22 protein-coding genes are annotated in these 20942 nt (G+C 69.6%); 13 read left to right on the top strand and 9 right to left on the bottom strand.

The genetic code is table 11. The features are described from left to right. Positions 1–83 precede the first annotated feature (83 nt). Positions 84–1274 carry an ROK family transcriptional regulator gene (locus ABN611_RS01535; protein ID WP_350277916.1) on the bottom strand — a complete coding sequence of 397 codons (1191 nt, stop codon included), beginning with the start codon at positions 1272–1274 and terminating at the stop codon, positions 84–86. Positions 1275–1436: 162 nt separating this feature from the next. On the opposite strand from ABN611_RS01535, the gene ABN611_RS01530 reads away from it, so the two are divergent. From ABN611_RS01530 to ABN611_RS01515, 4 genes are read left to right on the top strand one after another with little or no spacing between them, the layout of a single operon-like run. Continuing rightward, positions 1437–3098 carry an extracellular solute-binding protein gene (locus tag ABN611_RS01530; protein ID WP_350277915.1) on the top strand — a complete coding sequence of 554 codons (1662 nt, stop codon included), beginning with the start codon at positions 1437–1439 and terminating at the stop codon, positions 3096–3098. Next, positions 3082–4056: an ABC transporter permease subunit gene (locus ABN611_RS01525; RefSeq protein WP_350277914.1), complete on the top strand. Its 975-nt coding sequence runs from the start codon at positions 3082–3084 to the stop codon at positions 4054–4056. The genes ABN611_RS01530 and ABN611_RS01525 overlap by 17 nt, the downstream gene beginning before the upstream one ends. Continuing rightward, on the top strand, positions 4053–4955 hold the full coding sequence (locus tag ABN611_RS01520) for a carbohydrate ABC transporter permease (protein WP_350277913.1): 903 nt from the start codon (positions 4053–4055) through the stop codon (positions 4953–4955). Before ABN611_RS01525 ends, ABN611_RS01520 begins: the two co-directional genes overlap by 4 nt. 4 nt (positions 4956–4959) lie before the next feature. Continuing rightward, complete coding sequence (locus tag ABN611_RS01515) at positions 4960–7131, top strand: carbohydrate-binding protein (protein WP_350277912.1); 2172 nt, start codon at positions 4960–4962, stop codon at positions 7129–7131. Here ABN611_RS01515 and ABN611_RS01510 read toward each other — a convergent pair. After that, entirely contained in the window at positions 7128–7913 is a 786-nt protein-coding gene (locus tag ABN611_RS01510; protein ID WP_350277911.1) for an alpha/beta hydrolase, read from the bottom strand. The two genes, ABN611_RS01515 and ABN611_RS01510, sit on opposite strands and share 4 nt — an antisense overlap. 64 nt (positions 7914–7977) lie before the next feature. Between ABN611_RS01510 and ABN611_RS01505 the strand changes: the two genes are divergently transcribed. Genes ABN611_RS01505 through ABN611_RS01495 form a run of 3 tightly spaced genes read left to right on the top strand, consistent with a single transcriptional unit; the run spans position 7978 to position 10317 of the window. Continuing rightward, positions 7978–9093, top strand: coding sequence for a MerR family transcriptional regulator (locus ABN611_RS01505; RefSeq protein WP_350277910.1), 1116 nt, complete (start codon positions 7978–7980; stop codon positions 9091–9093). A 13-nt stretch (positions 9094–9106) separates the two neighbouring features. Continuing rightward, entirely contained in the window at positions 9107–10015 is a 909-nt protein-coding gene (locus ABN611_RS01500; protein WP_350277909.1) for an MFS transporter, read from the top strand. Continuing rightward, positions 10012–10317, top strand: a complete 306-nt coding sequence (locus ABN611_RS01495; protein ID WP_350277908.1) for a hypothetical protein — start codon at positions 10012–10014, stop codon at positions 10315–10317. The genes ABN611_RS01500 and ABN611_RS01495 overlap by 4 nt, the downstream gene beginning before the upstream one ends. On the opposite strand, the gene ABN611_RS01490 is transcribed toward ABN611_RS01495, so the two are convergent. The 7 genes from ABN611_RS01490 to ABN611_RS01460 form a co-directional block, all read right to left on the bottom strand. Beyond that, positions 10295–10879 carry a dihydrofolate reductase family protein gene (locus tag ABN611_RS01490; protein WP_350277907.1) on the bottom strand — a complete coding sequence of 195 codons (585 nt, stop codon included), beginning with the start codon at positions 10877–10879 and terminating at the stop codon, positions 10295–10297. The genes ABN611_RS01495 and ABN611_RS01490 overlap by 23 nt on opposite strands. 118 nt (positions 10880–10997) lie before the next feature. Then, a complete protein-coding gene (locus ABN611_RS01485; protein WP_350277906.1) occupies positions 10998–11474 on the bottom strand; it encodes a TspO/MBR family protein in 477 nt (158 codons plus the stop codon). Between the two features lie 5 nt (positions 11475–11479). After that, positions 11480–11911, bottom strand: coding sequence for a hypothetical protein (locus ABN611_RS01480; protein ID WP_350277905.1), 432 nt, complete (start codon positions 11909–11911; stop codon positions 11480–11482). Between the two features lie 89 nt (positions 11912–12000). After that, positions 12001–12342 (bottom strand): DUF2200 domain-containing protein, encoded by a 342-nt coding sequence (locus ABN611_RS01475; RefSeq protein ID WP_350277904.1) that lies wholly within the window; start codon positions 12340–12342, stop codon positions 12001–12003. A 9-nt stretch (positions 12343–12351) separates the two neighbouring features. After that, positions 12352–13248: a GTP-binding protein LepA gene (locus ABN611_RS01470; protein ID WP_350277903.1), complete on the bottom strand. Its 897-nt coding sequence runs from the start codon at positions 13246–13248 to the stop codon at positions 12352–12354. Beyond that, positions 13245–13982 carry a lysophospholipid acyltransferase family protein gene (locus ABN611_RS01465; RefSeq protein ID WP_350277902.1) on the bottom strand — a complete coding sequence of 246 codons (738 nt, stop codon included), beginning with the start codon at positions 13980–13982 and terminating at the stop codon, positions 13245–13247. Before ABN611_RS01465 ends, ABN611_RS01470 begins: the two co-directional genes overlap by 4 nt. Before the next feature lie 74 nt (positions 13983–14056). Continuing rightward, the gene (locus ABN611_RS01460; RefSeq protein ID WP_350277901.1) at positions 14057–14692 is read right to left on the bottom strand and encodes a sigma-70 family RNA polymerase sigma factor; all 636 of its coding nucleotides are present in this window, start codon (positions 14690–14692) and stop codon (positions 14057–14059) included. Positions 14693–14897: 205 nt separating this feature from the next. Here ABN611_RS01460 and ABN611_RS01455 point away from each other — a divergent pair, with 205 nt between their 5' ends. The 6 genes from ABN611_RS01455 (at position 14898) to ABN611_RS01430 (ending at position 20921) form a co-directional block, all read left to right on the top strand. Further along, positions 14898–15500, top strand: a complete 603-nt coding sequence (locus ABN611_RS01455) for a hypothetical protein (protein WP_350277900.1) — start codon at positions 14898–14900, stop codon at positions 15498–15500. A 5-nt stretch (positions 15501–15505) separates the two neighbouring features. Beyond that, complete coding sequence (locus ABN611_RS01450) at positions 15506–15739, top strand: WhiB family transcriptional regulator (RefSeq protein ID WP_350277899.1); 234 nt, start codon at positions 15506–15508, stop codon at positions 15737–15739. 154 nt (positions 15740–15893) lie between these two features. Further along, positions 15894–16826, top strand: coding sequence for a hypothetical protein (locus ABN611_RS01445; protein ID WP_350277898.1), 933 nt, complete (start codon positions 15894–15896; stop codon positions 16824–16826). A 214-nt stretch (positions 16827–17040) separates the two neighbouring features. Next, positions 17041–19098 (top strand): MMPL family transporter, encoded by a 2058-nt coding sequence (locus ABN611_RS01440; protein ID WP_350277897.1) that lies wholly within the window; start codon positions 17041–17043, stop codon positions 19096–19098. A 21-nt stretch (positions 19099–19119) separates the two neighbouring features. Then, entirely contained in the window at positions 19120–20247 is a 1128-nt protein-coding gene (locus ABN611_RS01435) for a sensor histidine kinase (RefSeq protein WP_350277896.1), read from the top strand. After that, positions 20244–20921 carry a response regulator transcription factor gene (locus ABN611_RS01430; protein ID WP_350277895.1) on the top strand — a complete coding sequence of 226 codons (678 nt, stop codon included), beginning with the start codon at positions 20244–20246 and terminating at the stop codon, positions 20919–20921. The genes ABN611_RS01435 and ABN611_RS01430 overlap by 4 nt, the downstream gene beginning before the upstream one ends. The last annotated feature ends 21 nt before the right edge of the window (positions 20922–20942 follow it).

Raw genomic sequence — 20942 nt, 5'->3', positions numbered from 1 at the left:
GGCTGAACGTCGAAGCGCTTCGACGACTGGGCGTGAACAGAGGGTTGCACTCGGGCGTAGCGAGGTCAAGAGCCCGGACCGCCTCAGTAGGCGGGTAGCTGGCCCCTGGTGAGTGGGATCAGGGCGTGGGCGGTCGCGCCGAGGGGGGTAGCGGTGTGCGGAAAGGCCGAAGCTGCGACGGTGCAGCCCCCGGCGTCCGGGGCGATGGTGGCGTCGCGGAGCGCCTTGTCGACGGCGGGCACGAGGTGGTCGGCGAGGAGCGCGTAGCCGCCGCCGAGGAGGACGACCTCGGGGTTGAGGATGTTCACCAACGCCGCGATCCCGTGGCCGAGGTGCGTGCCGGCTTCGGCCAGCACCGCGGTGACGTCGGGATCCTCGGAGTTCGCGCGCCGGACGAGCTGCTCCAGCTGGAGCTGCGGATCGCCGTCGCCCAGATCGTCGATCCGGGCCAGGATCGCCGGCAGGCTCGCCAGCGCCTCCAGGCAGCCGCGCCGGCCGCAGCCGCACAACGGCCCGTCCGGCAGCAGGCGCAGATGACCGATCTCGCCGACGTACCCGAGATGCCCGGCCAGCGGCCGGCCGTCGGCGATGATGCCCGCGCCGACCCCGGTGTCGCCGGTGACCTGGATCAGATTCGGCGTACCGGCCAGGGGTCCGTAGAGGTGCTCGGCCAGCACGCCCAGCGAGGCGTCGTTGTCGACCGTCACGGGGATGTCCGGCCGGCCCAGCGCGGCCGTCAGCTCCGCCTGCAGCGGCACGTCCCGCCATCCGAGTCCGGCGGCGAGCACGACGGTGCCTTCGCGGTTCACCAGGCCCGGCGCACCGACCGTGATCCCCAGCACCCGGCGACCGGACGACTGCACCGTCGCGATCGCCCGCCGGGCCAGCGCGGCCAGGGCGGCGATGGTCTTCCCCGGGCCCGCGTCGATGCCCGGCCCGGCCCGGTGCCACCGCAGTACCTGCTCGCCGGCGGTGTCGCAGCCGAGGGCGGTCAGTCCACGGGCGCTCACCTCGAGACCGATCGTCGCGTACGCCGAGCCGTCGAGCACGAGCAGCGTCGCCGGACGGCCGACATGGTTCTGCGTCTGCTGCGTCTCGCGGACCAGCCGGCGGTCGAGCAGGTCCCCGACGATGCTCGTCACGGTCGCCTTGTTCAGCCCTGTTGCCGCGGCGATCGCCGCGCGCGAACAGGGCGCCTCGCGGCGCAGGTGACCGAGCACCGCCGCCAGGTTGGTGGCGCGGATATCGGTGTGATCCGCGGTCTGTGTGCTCAAGGTCCGTCCTGTCGACTCGTCGCGATCAGCCCCGTTGCTGGCTCCGGCTTCAGTTCTACACCTTGCCGACCCCGGATGCCTGCGTTAATTTGTTTGGCTACCAGCCCAACTAATTCTAGCGCCCGGGAAAGTTCTGGGCCACCGAGATTCCAGGAGCGCACCGTGACCGGACCACTGGGCGGCCAGACCAGCCGCCGTACGTTCATCTCCCTGCTCGGCGCCGGGGCCGCGGCCACCGCCGGCGGCGTCACGCTGACCGGTTGCTCGGACGGCAAGTCCGGTTCGTCCACGGCCGGCCGCGCCGAGGCGGAGGACAAGCTGTCCGGACTGCTGCCGAAGTACATCCCGTACGAGTCGGTGAAGCCGGACCTGCCCGGTGAGAACGGCGCCTCGCCCGGGTTCTCGCGCTACCCGAGCGAGTTGAAGCGCGCCGTACCGGAGAAGATGGTGCCGAGCGGCCGCGAAGTGACCGCGATGACGCCGCTGTGGAGCCCGATCCCGCCGCTGGTCGGCAACTCGTACTTCGAGGCGAACAACGAGCGGATCGGGGCGCCGGTCAAGTTCAACATCCTGAGCGGCAACGACTACGGCGACAAGCTCGGGCCGATCCTTGCGGCCGGCAACGTTCCGGAGCTGCTCTGCATCCCGGGCTGGAACATCTCCGGCCTGACCCGCTTCGGCCAGGCCGTGGACAAGCTGTTCGAGGACCTCACGCCGCACCTGGCCGGCGACAAGGCGTCGGCGTACCCGATGCTGGCGAACCTGCCGACCCGCGCCTGGGCGTACGGCGTCTGGAACTCGCAGCTCAAGGCGGTGCCGTTCCCCTCGGACGGGTTCCCGTGGGCGCTGTTCTACCGCAAGGACCTTCTCGACCAGGTCGGCGCGGAGCCGCCGAAGAACGCCGAGGACGTGCTCGCGCTGGGCAAGCAACTGACCGACGCGAAGGCGGGGCGATGGGCGTTCGGCTCGGTCGCCGACGAGATGGCGCGGATGTTCGGGGCACCGGGGGGCTGGCGGAAGGACTCCAGCGGCAAACTGGTGAACAAGATCGAGACGCCGGAGTACGAGGAATCGGTGGCGTTCGTCCGCAGGCTGTTCCAGTCGGGCTACGTGCATCCGGACGTGGTCGGCAACTCGGCGGACGAGAAGGCACTGTTCGAGGGCGGAAAGGTACTGATCCGGCAGGACGGCCTGGGCGGCTGGAACGAGTCGCTCCAGCGGCAGCTGACGAGCAACCCGAAGTTCAACCCGCAGCCGGTGGCGCCGTTCGCTCACGACGGCGGTGCGCCGATCACCTGGGGCGGTGAGCCGGCCGGCATCTTCACGTTCGTGAAGAAGGGCGTCGGCGAGGAGCGGGTGAAGGAACTGCTCGGAGTGCTGAACTACACGGCGGCGCCGTTCGGGACCGAGGAGTACCAGACCTACACCTACGGGGCCGAGGGCAAGCACTACACGAAGCAGCCGTCCGGTGCGCCGAAGCTCACCGCGCTGGGGCAGAAGGAGGTCTCGCAGACGTACGTCTTCCTGGGCGGACGGCCGACCGCGATCACCCAGAGCGAGTACCCCGGGTACGTCGAGGCGATGAGCCAGTGGCAGAACGCGGCGGCGAAGGTCCGGGAGAAGAATCTCTTCGACGGGATCCGGGTCGAGCAGCCGGCCAAGATGGCGGCGCTGCACCAGCCGTTCGACGACGCGCTGCAGGACATCCTCCGCGGCCGCCGGCCGGTCAGCGAGCTGAAGACCGCCGTCAAGCAGTGGCAGGACAACGGCGGCAACGAAGGCCGCGACTTCTACGCCAAGGTTCTCAGTGACAACGGTCGGTAGGGTCGGGGTCCGGCGGCGGGCCGAGGTCCGGGCGGCGCGGTCGGGAGGGATGGCGTTCCGGCACCGGCTGCGGCGCGACTGGCCGTTGCTGCTGATGGTCCTGCCGGTCGTGGTGCTGCTGGGCGTGTTCCACTACTTCCCGACGCTCGGCAACGTGATCGCCTTCCAGGACTACTCGCCGTACGCCGGGATCCGGGGCAGCGAGTTCATCGGCTTCGCGAACTTCCAGCGGATGTTCGAAGAGCCGGCCTTCTGGCAGGCGGTCGCGAACACCCTCTCGATCACCGCCGTGCAGCTCGTGTTCTTCTTCCCGGTCCCGATCGGGCTGGCCCTGATCCTCAACAGCGTGCTGTCGGCCAAGCTCCGCAACGTCATCCAGGGCATCGTGTACCTACCGCACTTCTTCTCCTGGGTGCTGGTCGTGTCACTGTTCCAGCAGATGATCGGCGGCGCCGGGCTGCTGGCGCAGACGCTGCGCGAGAACGGGCACCAGGCGGTCGACCTGATGACCAGACCCGACTCGTTCATCCTGCTCGTCACCGCGCAGGCCGTCTGGAAGGACGCCGGCTGGGGGATGATCGTGTTCCTCGCCGCGCTGTCGACCATCAACACGGCACTCTACGAAGCGGCCGCGGCCGACGGTGCGAGCCGCTGGCGACGGCTCTGGCACATCACGCTGCCGGGGCTGCGTCCGGTGATCATCCTGCTGCTGATCCTGCGGCTCGGCGACGCGCTGACCGTCGGGTTCGAGCAGTTCATCCTGCAGCGCAGCGCCGTCGGCGGCAGCGCCGCGGAGGTGCTCGACACGTACGTGTACTACCAGGGCCTGCTCGTCGGTGACTTCGGCTACGGCGCCGCGGCGGGTCTCTTCAAGGGAGTCGTGGGCCTGGTGCTCGTGCTGGTGGCCAATCGATTCGCCCACATGGTGGGTGAGCAGGGGGTGTATTCGCGCTCATGACGACCAGAGCTGTGTGGGAGGAAGAACCGACGATCGTCGACCGGCTGGGCAGACCGGTCGTGCTGACGCTGATCGCGCTCGCGGTGGCGTTCCCGTTGTACGTCGTGATCGTGACCAGCCTGTCCACCACCGAGGCGGTGACCCGGGCCGGCGGTCTGGTCGTCGTACCGCGGGAGCTGACGCTGGCGGCGTACGCGCAGTTGCTCTCCGGCGGGGTGGTCACCCGCGCGCTGCTGATCAGTGTGGTGATCACCGTGATCGGTACGGCGTTCAGCCTCGGGCTCACCGTGCTCGCGGCGTACGGGCTGTCCCGGCCGGGGTCGTTGTTCCATCGGCCGCTGTTGTTCGTCGTACTGCTGACGTTCCTGTTCGGGCCGGGCATCATCCCGAGCTACCTCGTGGTCAACTCGCTCGGACTGATCGATCAGTACGCGTCGTTGATCCTGCCCGCGGCGATCTCGGCGTTCAACCTGATCGTGATGCGGTCGTTCTTCATGGGCATCCCGGGTGAACTGATCGACAGCGCGCGGATCGACGGCGCGGGGGAGTTCGCCATTCTCCGGCGCATCGTGCTGCCGTTGTCGAAGGCGGTCGTCGCGGTCGTCGGCCTGTTCTACGCGGTCGGCTACTGGAACGCGTTCTTCAACGCGCTGCTCTACATCAACGACAACAACAAGTGGCCGTTGCAGATGGTGCTTCGCACCTACATCGTCCAGCAGCAGCCGTTGCCGACCGGCGCCGGCGGCGTCGCGAGCGTCGGCTTCGGCCTGGCACCCGCACCCGGGCTGGCGATCAAGATGGCGATCGTCGTGATCGCGATCGTTCCGGTCCTGCTGGTCTACCCGTTCATCCAGCGGCACTTCACCAAGGGCGTCATCATCGGCGCGGTCAAGGGGTGACGACATGAGTCTCGGACGACGGCAGTTCCTTGCCTTGAGCACCGGTACGGCGATGGTCGCGGCCGGCAGCGCGCCGGCCGCGGCTGTCCCCGCGCGGCCAGCCGGACGGTATCGCTGGCGGAACGTCGAGATCGTGGGCGGCGGCTTCGTGACCGGCATCATCCATCACCCGGCGAAGCGCGGCCTGGTCTACGCGCGGACCGACATCGGAGGTGCGGCGCGGTTCGACGGCCGGACCCGGCGCTGGGTCCAGCTGCTGCACTGGATCGGCTGGGACGAGTGGAACTGGACCGGTGTCGAGAGCCTCGCGCTCGACCCGGCCGATCCGCAGCGGCTGTATCTCGCCGTCGGCACCTATACGAACGAGTGGTCGCCGATCAACGGCGCGATTCTGCGCTCGGCCGATCAGGGCCGGACGTTCGAGCGGACCGACCTGCCGTTCAAGCTCGGCGGCAACGAGCCTGGCCGGTCGATGGGGGAGCGCCTGGTGGTCGATCCCCGCGACGGCCGGGTGCTCCTGCTCGGCACCCGCAACCACGGCCTCTGGCGCAGCGCCGATCGCGGCGTCACCTGGGCGCGGGTGGACAGCTTCCCGGTCACCGGCAGGCCCGGGATCGGAATCGGTTTCGTCTTCGTCGACCCGCGCAACGGCGTCATCTACGCGGGCGTATCCGACCCCGCCGCCCCGCTGTATCGCAGTACGGACGGTGGTGCGACCTGGTCCCCGCTCGCCGGCCAGCCGACCGGACTGCTTCCGCACCACGGCGAGCTGGGGGCCGACGGCAACATCTACGTCACGTACGGCGACCTGCCCGGGCCGTACGAGATGTACGACGGCGCCGTCCACGCACTGAACACCGCGACCGGCGAGTGGACCGACATCACCCCACTACGGCCCAACACCGGCGGCGAGGCCGGATTCGGGTACGGCGGGCTCGCGACGGACCCCCGGCGGCCCGGGACCGTGATGGTGTCGACGATGAGCCGCTGGGGTCCGGTCGACGACGTGTTCCGCACGGTCGACGGCGGCCGGACGTGGCACTCGATCGGCGAGCGGATCGTGCTCGACACGTCCGGAGCGCCGTACCTGGACTTCCACGGCACACCCAAGCTGGGCTGGATGATCGGGGACATCTCGATCGATCCGTTCGACTCGGACAAAGTGCTGTACGTCACCGGAGCGACGATCTTCGGCACCGACGACGTGACCGAGGCGGAGGCGGGGCGCAGTACCCACTGGTCCGTCCGGGCGCAGGGGCTCGAGGAGACCGCCGTCCTCGACCTGATCAGTCCGCCGTGGGGTCCGCCGCTGATCAGCGCGCTCGGCGACATCGGTGTGTACCGGCACGACCGGTTGGACGTCGTACCACCGGACGGGCAGGCGGCGAATCCGGTCAGTGGGACCTCGCCGAGTCTCGACTACGCGGCGCTCGCACCGGGTTTCGTCGTACGGCTGGCGAATGCGGACGCGGGCCAGCGGGGCGCGTACTCGACCGACGCCGGAGCGAGTTGGCGGCCGTTCACCGGCGAGCCGGCCGGGATGACCCAGAGCGGGAAGGTGGCGGTGAGTACGGACGCGCGGACGATCGTGTGGTCGCCGGGCGACGCGGTCGCGCACTACTCCCGTGACCGCGGCGCGACCTGGACCGCGGTCGCCGGGCTACCGGTCAACGCAGTGGTCGTGGGCGATCGGGTCGATGCGGCCCTGTTCTACGCCTTCGATGCCGCGACCGGGCAGGCGTACGTCAGCTCGAACGGCGGCGCGACCTTCACCGCGACCGCCGGCGGGCTTCCGTCCGGAGCCGGGAAGCTGGAGACCGTGCTGGACCGCGCCGGCCACTGCTGGCTGGCGGCCGGGGCCGGTGGGCTGTTCCGCTCGACCGATCGCGGGCTGACATATGTGCCCGTGACAACGATCCAGGAGTCGTACGTGATCGGCTTCGGCAAGGCCGCGCCGGGGAGACAGGAGATGTCCGCGTACACGTCCGGCAAGGTCGCCGGGGTCCGCGGCATCTACCGTTCCGACGACAGCGGCGCCTCGTGGATCCGGGTGAACGACGACCACCACCAGTACGCCTCCACCGGCGAGGCAATCACAGGCGACCCGCGCATCTACGGCCGCGTCTACCTGTCCACCAACGGCTTCGGCATCCCGTACGGAGAACCCTGCGCCTAGCCGTTGCGGTCGAGGAAGGCGGTGAGTGCGGCCACGTACTGAGGCCGGTTGTCGCGGCGTACCGAGTGGCCGGCGTTGGTGATGTGTTCTGCTTGGAAGTCGCCGGCTGCTGCCTGGGTGCAGTGGGCGGCGTAGGTGGTGGCGATCAGGGAGCCGCGGTCGGTGTCGCCGTGGATGAGGAGGACCGGGCAGGTGATCGCCGCCAGGAGGTCAGTCAGTGGAGGAGCTTCCTGGAAGGGGAGGTCGAACAAGCGCGGGTCGACTTGTGCCTTCGAAACGGCCCAGGGCTCGAGTTCGTCGTCGGGCCAGGCGGGGTTGTCGGCTCGGCCGCGCGCGATCCGCTGCGGCAGGTCGAGGGCTCGGAGCTCGGCGAGCCACTGCGGTTCGGACCAGGAGCGCGGGTCCGCCGGCGGCGCACCGGTCGGCGGGTCCTCCAGTACGACTGCACGCACCAGGTCCGGCCTTGACGCGGCAAGGTGGGCGGCCGCCATCGCGCCCATCGAGTGCCCGACCACGACGACACCGCCCTCCCGGGGCTGGCTCGACAGCACGAGGGCGGCGTCGTCGCGGTGGCCGTCGTACCGGATCGGCTCCTGCGGCAGCCCGGACTCACCGTGCCCGCGCGCGTCGATCGCGAGCGCGCGCAGTCCGGGCATCGCGTTGATCAGTGGCCCCCAGCAGTGCGCCGAGTCCGAGAACCCGTGCAGGAACACGACCTCGGCCGCATCCTCGCCGGTCCGGTACCACGCCAGCTCACCGGTCCTGCCTCGCACACCGAACATGGCTGCGGATCCTAGCGCAGTCTCGCTTGACCCTCACGTGACGTGATGCCGCATAGTCCTCGGCATGGACGGGCTGTTGACGGTGGGCCGGGTGGCCGAGTTGGCCGGGGTGAGTGTGCGCACGCTGCATCACTACGACGAGATCGGCCTCGTGCAGCCGTCTGCGCGGACCGCGGCCGGTTACCGCGCCTACTCGGCGGCCGACGTGGAGCGGTTGCGGGAGGTGCTCGTCTACCGGCGCCTCGGGTTCGGGTTGCGCGAGATCGCTGAGCTGGTCGACGACCCGACGATCGACGCCGACGCGCACCTGCGCCGGCAGCACGCGCTGCTGGTGGAACAGCGCGACCGCGCCGCCGCACTGGTCGCGGCCATAGCCGGGGAACTCGAGGAGCGGGCGATGGGGAACAGGACGACGCCGGAGGCACAACTCAAGGCAGTCGGTGCACAGTTGTACGACGCCATCGGGTCCGCGTACCCGGCGACCCGGCGTACCGAGCCGCGGATCGCCGCGAAGGTCTGGGAGGCGCTCGGGGACGCGCGGACTGTACTCAACGTCGGTGCGGGCTCCGGCTCCTACGAGCCGACCGACCGGGACGTGACCGCGGTCGAGCCATCGGCGGTCATGCGCGCGCAGCGTCCTGCGGGCGCCGCGCCCTGCGTGGCCGCGAGCGCGGAGAACCTGCCGTTCGAGGACCAGTCCTTCGACGCCGCGATGGCCTTCAGCACCGTGCATCACTGGCACGACCCGATCGCCGGGCTGCGTGAGCTGCGGCGGGTCGCGCGCCGCGTGGTGGTGTTCACGCACGACGCCAGTGATCCCGGGTGGCGGCAGCGGTTCTGGCTCACGCGCGACTATCTGCCCGAGGTGGCCGGTCTCGTTGCCGGTCGGCCGTCGGTGGACCAGTTGGCGCAGGCGATCGGCGCGCGGATGGAGCCGGTGCTGATCCCGTGGGACTGCGCCGACGGCTTCTTCGAGGCGTACTGGCGGCGGCCCGAGGCGTATCTGGACGAGCCCGTACGTCGTGCGGTCTCGGTGTGGACGCGGGTCGGACCGGACGCCGAGCGGCGCGCGGTGAACAGCCTGCGCGACGACTTGTCCTCCGGGCGATGGGCCGAGCGCAACAGCGAGCTGCTCGCACTCGACGCGGCTGAACTCGGGCTCCGCCTGCTCGTTGCCTGAGCCGTCGCCGTCCATGGCCGACCGGTTGTGGTCGCGGAACTTCTCGCTGTTCCTCACCGCCCGGGGCATCGCCCGGCTCGGCGACATGATGGCGCCGGTGGCGCTGGCCGCGGGGCTCGTGCTGAACGGTTACGGCGCCGCCGAGGTCGGCGCGGTGCTCGCGAGTACGACGGCCTGCTTCGCCGGGTTCGTCATCTTCGGTGGCGTGATCGCGGACCGGGTGAACAACCGGGTCCTGATGATCGGGGCCGATCTGGTGCGCGTCGTCGTACAAGTCGTCATCGCTCTGTTCTTCTTCGGCGGCGACATCGTGGTCTGGCAGCTGTGCGTCTTGTCCGCTGTGAACGGTGTCTGTGCGGCGCTCTTCCAACCTGCGTTGCCCACACTGATTCCGCGGATCGCTGCCGATGTGCAAGGCGCTAACAGTGTGATTCGCACCGTCGAGTCCTCGGTGACGATGGCGGGGCCGGCGATGGCGGGTGCGCTGGTCGGGTTCACCGAGCCGGGGTGGGTGTTTGTCGCGTACGGCGTCGCGTACTTGGCGAGCGTCGTCTGCCTGGGGTTGCTGCGGTTGCCGGCTGCGTCGGGTCGTGTCACGGGCCCGTTCGGGGCGGAGCTGGTGCAGGGGTGGCAGGCGGTCCGGTCGCGGGCCTGGGTGTGGAACGTCGTCGTGATCTGGATGGTCCTGATGATCTCGTCGTGGGGGCCGACGATCCCGCTGATCGCGACCGAGATCGTCGCCGGCCACGGCGCCGGGACGCTCGGTCTGGTCAACTCGGCGATGGGCACCGGCATGGTGATCGGCGCGCTGGTCGCGCTGCGGGTGTGCGGCCGGTCCGGCCGCTGCGGGCCGGGTCGGTCGCGTTGCTCGTGTACTGGCTGGGGCCGGCGTCGGTCGCGCTCGGCCTTCCGGTACCGATGATCGCCGTCGCCCTCGCGGCCGTTGGTGCGGCCAACGCCTTCTGGGGCGTGATGTGGACGACGAGCATCCTGACGCAGATACCGAACGCTGTGCGAAGCCGGGTACACGCCTTCGATGTCGCCGGGACGGTGGCGACGACGTCGGCGGGACAGGCGCTCGCCGGGCCTGCGGCTGAGTTGTTCGGGGTGCGCGGGGTGCTGGGGTTCAACGCCGTGATGGCGCTGGCCGTGGCGATCACCTTGCTCGCCGTACCCGCGATCCGCAACCTCCGATCTGTGGCTAGCGCGAGAGTCGGTAGGTGATGTGGGTGGCCAGGTGGGTGGCGACTACCTGGGTGGGTTCTAGTTCGCGGTGTGCGGGCACGGCGCCGAAGAGTGGGGTGCCGCCGCCGAGTAGCACGGGTACGACGTGGACGCGCAGCTCGTCAACTACGCCGGCAGCCAGACACTGCTGTACTACGGCTGCGCCGCCGGGTACGACGATGTCGCGGTCGCCGGCGGCCGCGTGTGCCAGGGCGATGGCGGACAGCAGTCCGTCGGTGACGAACGTGAAGGTGGTCGGGCCCTTGACCAGCACCGGCCGCGGGCGACTGGTGACGACAAAGCAGGGCAGTCCGAACGCTCCGTCCGCGCCCCCTGGTTCTTCGCCGACGTCGAACATCCGGCGGCCGAGCACGATCGCCCCGGTGTTGTCGAACATGGCGGCCGACGCGGCCTTGTCGCCTTCGGTGGGCGCGGCGCCGTCGAGCCCGTGCCACCGATGCAGCCTGAGCCCGGCCGACCCGAACGGCGCGTCGAGGGCGACGCCGGGGCCGGCGACGTACCCGTCCGCTGACTGACTGATATCAACGATCAACTTGCTCATGAATCCAGGCCCTTCCTCCGAGGTCCTGACGAGCATCGACCACATCGGGCGCCGGTGCGAAGGTCCAATCCAGAACCGGCAGGGAGTACCAGTTCTGGACCGTGATCGAGCAGGGGTCTCAGCGGTTCAGTTGCCAGACTGCCGCGTTGAGGGCTACGGCGTACGTCGTCCATGCCAGGTAGGGGAGCAGCAGGACAGTCGCCCACGTGCTGACCCGGCGAAAGGTCAGCACAGTCCAGACGATCGCGATCCACAGGGCGAGGATGTCGGCCAGGGCCAGGCCGCGTGCGCCGGCGCCGAAGAACAGCGGCGTCCACAGTGCGTTGAGTACCAGTTGTACGGCGTACGGCAGCAACTCGCGCGACCAGCCGACTCGCCGCCACACGATCCAGCCACTTGCCGCGATCGCGACGTACAGGGCCGTCCACACCGGGCCGAAGACCGCGCTCGGCGGCGCCCAGCCCGGTCGGTCGAGCGTCTGGTACTCCGACGACGTACCAGTCACACCGAGCACACCGATCAACGCCGCGGCGACCACCGCCGCGGCGAAGACAGCCAGCGCCTGGAGCGGCCGGGGGCGAACGACGGTCTCCATCGGCGTCACTCCGACCGGTCGAACCCGTGACCGGGTTCGCCGGGTGTCGAGCGCCGTCGTTTCATCTCGGCCTCGCGCTGATGCCCGCGCCCGTCGAGCAGTTCGTCCCGAACCCGGCGGTGCCGTTCGACCCACGGTTCGTAGTACGTCTGCTCGTAGTCCTCGACGATCTGGAACGTCCACCGCCGATCGTTGACGTTGCGCCCGACGATCTCCCGTTCCAGCTCGTCCGCGACGCGCCCGTGACCGGCGTCGCGCAACAGCCCGACCGCCCGGATCAGTTCGTTGTCCGCCTTGCCGGTCAGCTGATGGAACTCGTACAGCGCCCCACGCGCCCTGATCACGGTCTCCATCGCCAGTGTGAAGGCCCCGACAGCCTCCACGGTCGGTCCGTCGACGTCGTCAGGACGTTTCAGGTCGTGCGGCAGTTCGGTCATCCACAGTCTCCCCGCAAACGAGTTCGATCGCCGTCACCGGCCCGGAGCACCCACCGGTACCCCGCCTCGAACCCGCCAAGCGCGACGAACTAGGTGCGGAGGACCTTGTCCATCGGTTTGCCCTTGGCGAGTTCGTCGACGAGTTTGTCGAGGTAGCGGATCTGCTGCATGAGCGGGTCTTCGATGTTCTCGACGCGGATGCCGCAGATGACGCCGGTGATCGACGACGCCTTCGGGTTGAGGTCGGCGGCGGCGAAGAAGTCCTCGAAGGTGGTCTCGGCGGCGAGGTGCTTCTTCAGGGTCGGCGCGTCGAAACCAGTCAGCCACTCGATCACCTGGTCGAGCTCGGCCTGCGTGCGGCCCTTCTTCTCGACCTTGGTCACGTAGTGCGGGTACACCGACGCGAAACTGATCCCAAAGATCCGGCTCATCCATCCAAGCTAGCGCACGTCGGCGTGCTCCCGGGTGACACTGAGGGCGATCGCCTCGCGCAGGGCGGCGAGGATGTAGCTGGGGACCTGCAGGCCCTGCTCGCCGGCCCAGAGGAGCTCGCGTTCCACCAGGCTGATCTGCCGGGCCAGCGGCAGCAGGTCCCGGTCGAGGTCGAGCGCGCGGGCGACGTCGCCGAAGTCCGCTCGTTGCCGCTGATTGTTCACACCGACGAGGTCGAACGACCGCCGCCGCAGGACGCGCGCGAGGTACAGCTGCCAGTCGCTCAGTCCTTCGTCGTCCACCAGCACCTGCGCCGACAGGCGGTAGAACGCGAAGTGCCCCGGCTCCTGGCGGCGGATCGGGGCGACGACCGTCTCGGCGATCGCGTGCTCGCCCATCCCACGGAGCCCGTCGACCAGCCGCGAGTACGCGATCACCGCCGACCGCTCGGTGGCGGCGCCGGTGAGGTAGTAGAGCAACCGGATCACGCCGAGCATGCCGGGCAGCCGGGACAGTACGCCGACCAGCCGGATCCGGGCGTTCACCTCGAGATCGGTTGCCGCGGACACCATCCCGATCCCCTGCTGGACGGCGTCGAGCAGGACGCCGTGCTGGAGTTCCTGCGGTGACCAGACGTCCTCGTAGAACAGCCGGTCGGTCTCGGTGGCGTCGGGCATCAGCGCCCGGAGTTCGAGGACGTTCCGCTCGACCTCGAGCTCGACGCGGGTCAGGTAGTTGAACACCCCGCCGTACCGCCGCCGTACGCGCTCGGGGTCCTTGATCGTCAGGTCGGCGGCGTCGAGCCGCAACGGCGGGTGCTCGGCGGCGAAGTTCTCGACGAAGCGTCGCAGTCCGGCCGGCGACACGCGCCGGGGGATCGCACCCCGGGCGTCCAGCTCGGTCATCGCGCCTGCTCCTCTGACGACCCGTGCCGGGAACGCGGCGGCCCGGGAAGCGACCGGCCGGTGAGCCGCTTCGCGTCGGCGAGTTGCCGCAGCAGGTGTGCGTGCAGGACGGCTCGGGCGTTCTCGACCTGGGTTCTCGTGCGCGGCCAGGGCGCGCGGCTCACGACCAGCGGCTCGCCGTACACGACGTCGACGGCCGCGCCCGCGGCAGGCACGGTACTGCGGCCACGGCCCGGGGCGCGGGTGCCGAAGAACAGGACCGGAACAACCGGTGCGCCGGTGGCCAACGCCAGATAGGCGGCGCCGGGCCGGACCGTACGCAGTTCGCCGTCGCCACGGACACCTTCGGGGAAGATCCCGACGGCATGTCCCTCACTCAGTACCCGCAGACACGACTTGATCGCTCCGGGGTCGTAGTGGAAACGGTCCAAGGGAATTTGTCCCGCGGCCCGGAGCAGCGGCCCCAGCGGCCCGACGAACATCTCGGCCTTGGTCACGATGTGCACCGGCCGCGGCGCGAACGCGGCGAGAACCGGCCCGTCGAGTACGCCGAGATGGTTGGCCGCGAAGAGGACGGGACCCTCGGCGGGCACCCGCACCGTCCCGTGCAGCGTGACGTCGCACCGCCGCTGGACGAGCGCCCGCAACCGACTTCGGCCGTGGTACAGCAACCAGGTGGGCGGATGCGGAACTGAACGCACGAGGTGGAGCTGGCTGCTGATCGTGTTCGTCATGTCGTCTCCGACGGGGGGAGGGCAATCGTGGGGCTCACCCACTAAGTCCGCACGCGCGGCGCCCCTGTGACAGGTCAGGCGCCGGCGAGGTCGGCGGCCAGGAGTTCTTCGAGGTCCGTGACGTCGCCGGCGCGGGCGGCGTGCAGGAATGCTTCCAGGAAGCGCTGGGACGACGCCGCACTCACGCCGGTGCTCTTGCCGGTGCTCTTGCCGGTGCTGGTACGTCGGCGCGCGCGGCTGACGAGTTGCCGGGTGTTGGCCGCGCCGAGGTGCAGGAACTCCGCGAGCTGTCCGTACGGGTAGTCGAACGCCTCCCGGAGCACCAGGGCCGCGCGTTCTCTCGGCGTGAGGCGCTCCATGATGATCCGCACCGCATGTTCGACCGCCTCGCTGCGTTCCGCCACCGACGCGGGGTCGTCGCTCGCGTCGGTCGCCGCCGGCACTGCGGGCGCCAGGTAGGTCTCGTGCCGCCGCCTGGCGGACTGGCTGACGTTGACTGCCAGTCGTACGGCCATCGTCACCAGCAGCGCCTGCGGTTCGAGGACGACCGAGCGGTCCGTCCGCTGCCAGCGCAGCCAGACCTCTTGTACGACGTCCTCGGCCTCGCTCGTACTCGCGAGGATCCGGTACGCGATCGCCATCAGCCGTGGGCGTGCGCTCACGAAGATCGCGACCGCCTCCTCGTCCCATCCCTGCTCCTCAGCGTCCACCCCACGGCCTCCTTCCCGTGCAGAGCCCGGCGTTGTCGCAGGGCCTGCCCTCACGGTCCGGCCGCCGACCGTGGGGCCGCGCCCTGTGCGGTTCGTGGTCGGCACGTGGTCCGGCCGACCACGTGGTCGAGGGGATGCGTGGGGACGTCACAAATCGGCTGCCCGGGTGGTCCTCATGTACAGGACACGTCACGAGGAGGCGGTGATGAGTACCCATCGACAACGCCGGGCCGAGCTGGTGATCCGGATGCAGCTCAGGCGGATCAGCTTCGCGCCGAACCCACTGCGCCGAAAGGAGGACCGGCTCGAGGCTGCGCTACTTCTCGGCGCTCTGGTAGCGGCGCTACTGGTGATCCCCGCCGCCGCGGTCCTCGCGACAACGGTGCGGGACAACTCCGCGTCCGCGGCAGCCCGGCAGCGGGCAGTACTGCGGCCGGCGCAGGCACGAACCCTCGACGGTACGGCGGACGCGCAGCTCGGCCAGAGTACGACGCCGGTCCGGGTGCAATGGTTCGACGCTGCCGGAACAGCCCGCGAAGGGCGGCACGATGTCCCGATCGGTACTGCGGTCGGCACCGAACTGCAGATCTGGCTCGACCGCACCGGCCAACTCGCCCGCGCGCCACGAACACCCGCAGGCAGCGCCGCTCTCGGCGGCGTCGCCGGAGTCACCGCGAGCACGCTCGCCTGGCTGTTCCTGTTCGCGTCGTACCGGCTGTGCCGCCGCCCGCTGGACCGCCGCCGTACCCAGGCCTGGGAACGCGAATGGGAACAGATCGCGCCACGCTGGACTCGACGACAGCCGTGAACCCCGTGAGCTGGCTCCCCAGAGCCGCGTGCCGCGACGAGGACCCCGACCTGTTCTTCCCCATCGGGACCACAGGCCCGGCCCTCCAACAGATCGAAGCCGCCAAGCAGATCTGCCACCGCTGCGAGGTGACCGACGCCTGCCTGGAATGGGCACTGCGCACCGGACAGGACGCCGGTGTGTGGGGCGGCCTGTCCGATGCCGAGCGTCGTACTGCCGGTCATGGCAAGGCTCTTTGACCCCGACGTCATCTAGCTCGGCGCGGCCACCCGAAAACGTGGTACGCACCAGACATGAAGGAGCCCAGGGTTCGGTCGTGGTCGCGATAACTTCGCAGGCTCTTCTCGCATCACATCGTGTGGATACTTCGACGCGATCTGGAGGGTGATGAATATGAGGGGCTCGAGGTTGTGGTGGGCCGGGGTGCTGCCAGTGAGCGCGCTGCTGGCGGCAGGCCTTGCGGCCGGACCGGCGAGCGCGTCCGCGGCGGTCGCGCCGACCGGGGTTCAGCAGGTGGCCGCCGCGTGCACCGTGGCGGTCGGTTCGGTGACTGACGCGGGCGATCACTACGTCCGCGAGTACACGGCAACCACTCCGCCGTCGATGACGGGTGAGACCCCCGGTCTGCTGGCGATGTTCCTGGACGCCCGGCTGGCTGGTTCGATGGTGAAGGAGCCGGTGGCCGGCGGTTCGCGGTACTCCGGCTGGATGATCTTCGGCAGCGTCATGTGGGCCGTGAGCTACGAGGCCGACGCGCAGGACAAGCCGATCGCGGGTACGTTCAAGACGGCCCGGGTCGGTGGCGGCTGGGACGGGTACAGCTATTTCGAGACTTCTCGCACCACCACGCGGACGAATCAGTACGCACTCCGCTCGGACGGGACGCTGTTGCGGTGGACGATGAGCGGCAGCACGTGGGCTGCGAAGGCCAGTGCTCCCGGCTTCTCGTCGGTCCGGGCGATGGCCCTGATCAGCCAGACCTCGACGTACGACACGTTCCTGGCCACGACGCGCGGTGGTGCCCTGTACTCCGTCCGCGTGCCGACGACCGGCGCGTTCAAGCCGGTGGTGAAGCTGGTGCGACCGGCTGGGAGCGGGTGGGAGAAGCCCATCAACCTGGTCGCGGAGCGCTGCGGTCAGTACGGCACCTTGCTGGTCGGCATCGACCGCAACGGCGAGAACGCCGAGATGTTCGCGATCGGCCACGTCAACGGCACGGCGACCGTCATCAACGAGCTCCACTGGGTAGACGCCGAGTTCCCCGACCCGGTCTACTTCCGGATGACCGGCCGCCCAGGCCTGACGCCGCCACTCAACGGCGAGTAGACGGCAGACCACCCCTCAGCGCACCCCCCGCCGAGGTCGGCTACGCAGGCCTGGCGTGCCGGTCACCGGTGACGAGTCCGGTCCGACTGCGACGTGGAGCCGCAGGGCGCAGTAGCTGTCAACCACGGGAGTAGTGCGGTCTGTCCACCGTGGGCGGACGATTCACCTCACCCTGCTGGGCCAGTGTTTGAAGTCCACAGACAGGGGAGGTTTCATGTTCACGTTGCAGGCCGGGCGGCGGGGTAAGTGGGGTGTGGTAGGGGTCTGGGTGCTGTTGCTGGTGGCGGTGTTTCCGTTGGCTGCGGGGCTGGGTGACGTGCAGAGCGACGACGTCACCGATCAGTTGCCGGGCGGTGCGGAGTCGACCCTTGTCCATCAGGTCGAGGACCGCATCCCCGGCTCTGAGGACGACGAACTGATCGTCGTCTATCACCGGGACGGAGGTCTCGCCGACGGAGACGAGCAAGCGGTGGTGCGGCAGCACGCGACCCTCGCTCAGGAGTTCCAGGTCGACATGCCGCCCGTCCGCTCCGAGGACGGCACGGCACTCATGTACGCCGTCGGTCAGCCGGCGAGCGGGAACGACGCCGGGGTCGCCAAGTTCGTCGAGCGGGTCCGGGCGGTCACCGCTGACCGGCCGAGTGGTCTGCGGGCCGAGGTGACCGGCCCGGCCGCGATCGACGCGGACGTCGACGCGGTGTTCGAGGGGATCGACACGACCCTGATGCTCGTCACCGTCATCGTCGTCGCGTTCTTGCTGATCATCACCTACCGCAGCCCGTTCCTCTGGCTGGTGCCGCTGCTGACCGTCGGGGCTGCCGCGTACCTGTCGATGGCGCTGGTCCGGGTCGTCGCCGGTGCGCTGGACATGACGGTGAGTACGCAGAGTTCCTCGATCATGATCGTGATGGTGTTCGGCGCCGGTACCGATTACGCGCTGCTGATCGTCGCGCGGTACCGCGAGCAACTGCGCCACCACCGCGACGTCCATGCCGCCATGCGCGCCGCGCTGAAGAGTGTGGGGCCGGCGATCCTGGCGTCGGGATCGACGGTCGCCCTGGGCCTGGGCTGTCTGTTCGTGGCCGACATGAACGACATCTCCGGGATCGGGATCATCGGCGCGCTGGGCATCCTGGCGACTCTGGTCATCATGCTGACGCTGTTCCCCGCAGTACTGACGGCGCTGGGCCGCAAGGTCTTCTGGCCGCGTGTACCTGCCCTGGTCAGTACCGCGCCCGCCGGCCGCGATTGGTGGCGGTGGGTCTTCGCCCGGCCGCTGCGGTCGGCCGGAGCTTCGGCGCTGGCGCTCGGCTTGCTGGGACTCGGGGTCTTCGGGCTCTCGACGGACCTGCGGCAGGCCGACTCGTTCACCAACACTCCGGAGTCGGTGACGGGGTTCGCGACGCTTGATCGGGCCTACCCGGGCGAGGGTGGCCGACCCTTCACCGTCGCGACTCCTACTGATCAGGTGGCACAGGTGCTCGCCGTGGCGCGTGCGACGGACAAGGTGGTGTCGGCGGAAACCGAGCGGGAGGGCAACGGCTGGTCGCTGGTCGACGTCGTACCGGCGGCTCAGCCGGACAGCGATGACGAAGCGGCCGTGATCAAGCGCCTGCGAGCCGACCTGCCGCCCGCGGCGCTGGTCGGCGGCGAAGGGGCGGAGCGCGTCGACGTCCAGGAAGCGAGCGCAGCCGACACCAAACTGGTGATTCCCCTCGTTCTCGCCGTGGTGTTGCTGGTTCTGTTCCTGCTGCTCCGATCCTTGGTCGCCTCACTGCTCGTCGTGGCCGCGGTCGTGCTCTCGTATCTCGCGGCACTCGGACTTGGCTCTCTGGTGTTCGAGCATGTGCTCGGGTTCGGCGGCGTGGAGCCGACGCTGCCGGTGCTGGTGTTCGTGTTCCTGGTGGCGTTCGGCGTCGACTACGCGATCTTCCTGGTCGCCCGGATCGCCGAGGACCGCAAGGAACTCGGTACCACGGTCGCCACCCGGCGGGCGGTGCGGGCCACCGCGCCGGTGATCGCGTCGGCCGGATTGGTGCTGGCAGCAACCTTCGCGGTGCTGGCGTCGTTGCCGTTCGTGCCGATGGTGGAGATGGGAGTGGTGGTCGCCGTCGGCGTCCTGCTGCAGACTCTGCTGGTAGCGCCTGCGATGCTGGCGCCGATGATGGTGGGCCTGCGCAGATGGATCTGGTGGCCGAGCCGCTCCGCGGACAACCCACAACCGGCGGCGGTCCCGGACGAGTCGGTGCTGGTCGGCGAGGAACGGAGCTGAGGGATGGGGACGGTGGTCCTGGTGGGAGCGAGGCGGTGGGGGATCGGCAGGGGCGATCTGCTGCTGACCGCGGCGCTGCTGGTCCTGCCGGTGGCCGCCGTCCTCGCCCTGCCGCGGCACTGGCTCGACGACAGGCGACTCGACGCTCTCGGGATCACCCTGCTCGTCCTCGCGACCGTTCCGGTTCTCGTCAGACGCCGCTACCCGATCCAGGGGCTGCTCTTCTGTTTGGCCGTCCAGATGATCTACCACGCCTTGAACTACACGCATGAAGTCATGCTCCCGGTCGCGGTGGTCCTCATCTACACGGTCTCCCTGACCACCTCCCGCGCCTCCACGCTGGCGATGGTCGGAATCAGCGTCGCCGGAGTCCTGGTGAGCGCGAGCGTCCCTCAAGACGAATCGATCGGCGCGGAGGTGATCAGCCCCCTCGGCTGGTTCGCGGTCGCCGCGGTCGGTGGCCAGGCAATGCGCCTGCACCGCGCCTTGATCACGGAGACGAGCGAGCGCCGGGTCGCCGAGGAGCGGCTGCGGATCGCGCGCGACCTGCACGACGTCCTGGCCCACCACATCGTCGTGATCAACTCCCATGCCGGCGTGGCCGCTCATCTGCTCGACGAGCGCACCGACGATCCGACCCTCTTGCCGATCTCGCAGTCGCTGCACACGGTCGCGGACGCGAGCAGCGGAGTACTGGCCGAGCTGAGAACCACCCTCGACGTCCTCCGCGGCAACGAGGTCGACGTGGATCGGTACCCGACGCCGGACCTCGCCGGCCTGGCCCGGCTCGTGGCGGTCACCACAGCAGTCGGAGTACAGGTCGAGCTGCGAATCAGCGGCACCAGCCGGCCGCTGCCGGCAGCCGTCGAGATCACCCTCTACCGGATCGCGCAGGAGGCCCTGACCAACGTGGTGAAGCACGCGCACGCTCGACAGGCACTGGTGCAGCTCGAGTACGACGCCGACGAGGTTCGGCTCGAGGTCACCGACGACGGCCGGGGCAGGTCCGACGGCGGCAGCACAGCCGGCTATGGCATCGCGGGGATGAACGAGCGGGCGCAATCCGTCGGTGGCCGGCTGGTCACTGGCGACGGCCGGTACGGCGGATTCCGGGTCGCGGCGACCGTACCTACTCCGGGAGCGCGATGATCAGGGTGGTGCTGGCCGACGACCAGGAGTTGGTCCGGAGCGCCTTCGCGATGCTCGTCCGCTCCGCGCCGGACATGGACGTCGTCGGTGAAGCCGCCGACGGCGACGAGGCGGTCGAGCTGGTCCGGTCGACCCGGGCCGACGTCGTCGTGATGGACATCCGGATGCCGGGGACCGACGGGATCACTGCCACCGGCACGATAGCGGCCGACGAGGACCTGAGCGGCGTACGGGTGCTGATCCTGACCACGTTCGAGAGCGACCACAACGTGGTGGCCGCGTTGCGTGCCGGAGCCAGCGGATTCCTTGTCAAGGACACCAAACCCGCGCACCTGCTGGCCGCCATCCGCACCGTGGCCGCCGGCGAGGCACTGTTGTCGCCCGGAGCGACCCAGGCACTGATCGAGAGAGTGCTGAGGCAACCCGATCCGGCCGGCCCGGCACCCGGCGCACTGGCCGCGCTGACCAGGCGGGAACGCGAGGTGCTGACGCTGATCGGCCGCGGGCTGAGCAACGGCGAACTCGCCGAACAACTGGTGATCAGTCCGCTGACCGCGAAGACCTACGTGAGCCGGTTGCTGACCAAGCTGGATGCCCGCGACCGCGCCCAACTGGTGATCGCCGCCTACGAATCCGGTCTGGTGCGGACCTCCAGTCAAGGAGACCCACCTTAGGGTCCGACCGAAGTCCGTCTC

This window comes from Kribbella sp. HUAS MG21 (assembly GCF_040254265.1).
In the GTDB taxonomy this organism is placed as follows: Bacteria; Actinomycetota; Actinomycetes; order Propionibacteriales; family Kribbellaceae; genus Kribbella.
The sequence above is the reverse complement of the archived record's forward strand: the minus strand, read 5'-3'. Positions and strand labels throughout refer to the sequence as shown.

Bases quoted from the DNA above. Each gene is read 5' to 3' on its own strand.
- ABN611_RS01520 (WP_350277913.1), top strand. From the start codon at position 4,053: ATGACGACCAGAGCTGTGTGGGAGGAAGAACCGACGATCGTCGACCGG.
- ABN611_RS01515 (WP_350277912.1), top strand. From the start codon at position 4,960: ATGAGTCTCGGACGACGGCAGTTCCTTGCCTTGAGCACCGGTACGGCG.
- ABN611_RS01470 (WP_350277903.1), bottom strand. From the start codon at position 13,248: ATGACCGAGCTGGACGCCCGGGGTGCGATCCCCCGGCGCGTGTCGCCG.
- ABN611_RS01445 (WP_350277898.1), top strand. From the start codon at position 15,894: ATGAGGGGCTCGAGGTTGTGGTGGGCCGGGGTGCTGCCAGTGAGCGCG.
- ABN611_RS01495 (WP_350277908.1), top strand. From the start codon at position 10,012: ATGATCGCCGTCGCCCTCGCGGCCGTTGGTGCGGCCAACGCCTTCTGG.
- ABN611_RS01430 (WP_350277895.1), top strand. From the start codon at position 20,244: ATGATCAGGGTGGTGCTGGCCGACGACCAGGAGTTGGTCCGGAGCGCC.
- ABN611_RS01455 (WP_350277900.1), top strand. From the start codon at position 14,898: ATGAGTACCCATCGACAACGCCGGGCCGAGCTGGTGATCCGGATGCAG.
- ABN611_RS01480 (WP_350277905.1), bottom strand. From the start codon at position 11,911: ATGACCGAACTGCCGCACGACCTGAAACGTCCTGACGACGTCGACGGA.
- ABN611_RS01505 (WP_350277910.1), top strand. From the start codon at position 7,978: ATGGACGGGCTGTTGACGGTGGGCCGGGTGGCCGAGTTGGCCGGGGTG.
- ABN611_RS01500 (WP_350277909.1), top strand. From the start codon at position 9,107: ATGGCCGACCGGTTGTGGTCGCGGAACTTCTCGCTGTTCCTCACCGCC.
- ABN611_RS01475 (WP_350277904.1), bottom strand. From the start codon at position 12,342: ATGAGCCGGATCTTTGGGATCAGTTTCGCGTCGGTGTACCCGCACTAC.
- ABN611_RS01440 (WP_350277897.1), top strand. From the start codon at position 17,041: ATGTTCACGTTGCAGGCCGGGCGGCGGGGTAAGTGGGGTGTGGTAGGG.
- ABN611_RS01490 (WP_350277907.1), bottom strand. From the start codon at position 10,879: ATGAGCAAGTTGATCGTTGATATCAGTCAGTCAGCGGACGGGTACGTC.
- ABN611_RS01485 (WP_350277906.1), bottom strand. From the start codon at position 11,474: ATGGAGACCGTCGTTCGCCCCCGGCCGCTCCAGGCGCTGGCTGTCTTC.
- ABN611_RS01510 (WP_350277911.1), bottom strand. From the start codon at position 7,913: ATGTTCGGTGTGCGAGGCAGGACCGGTGAGCTGGCGTGGTACCGGACC.
- ABN611_RS01465 (WP_350277902.1), bottom strand. From the start codon at position 13,982: ATGACGAACACGATCAGCAGCCAGCTCCACCTCGTGCGTTCAGTTCCG.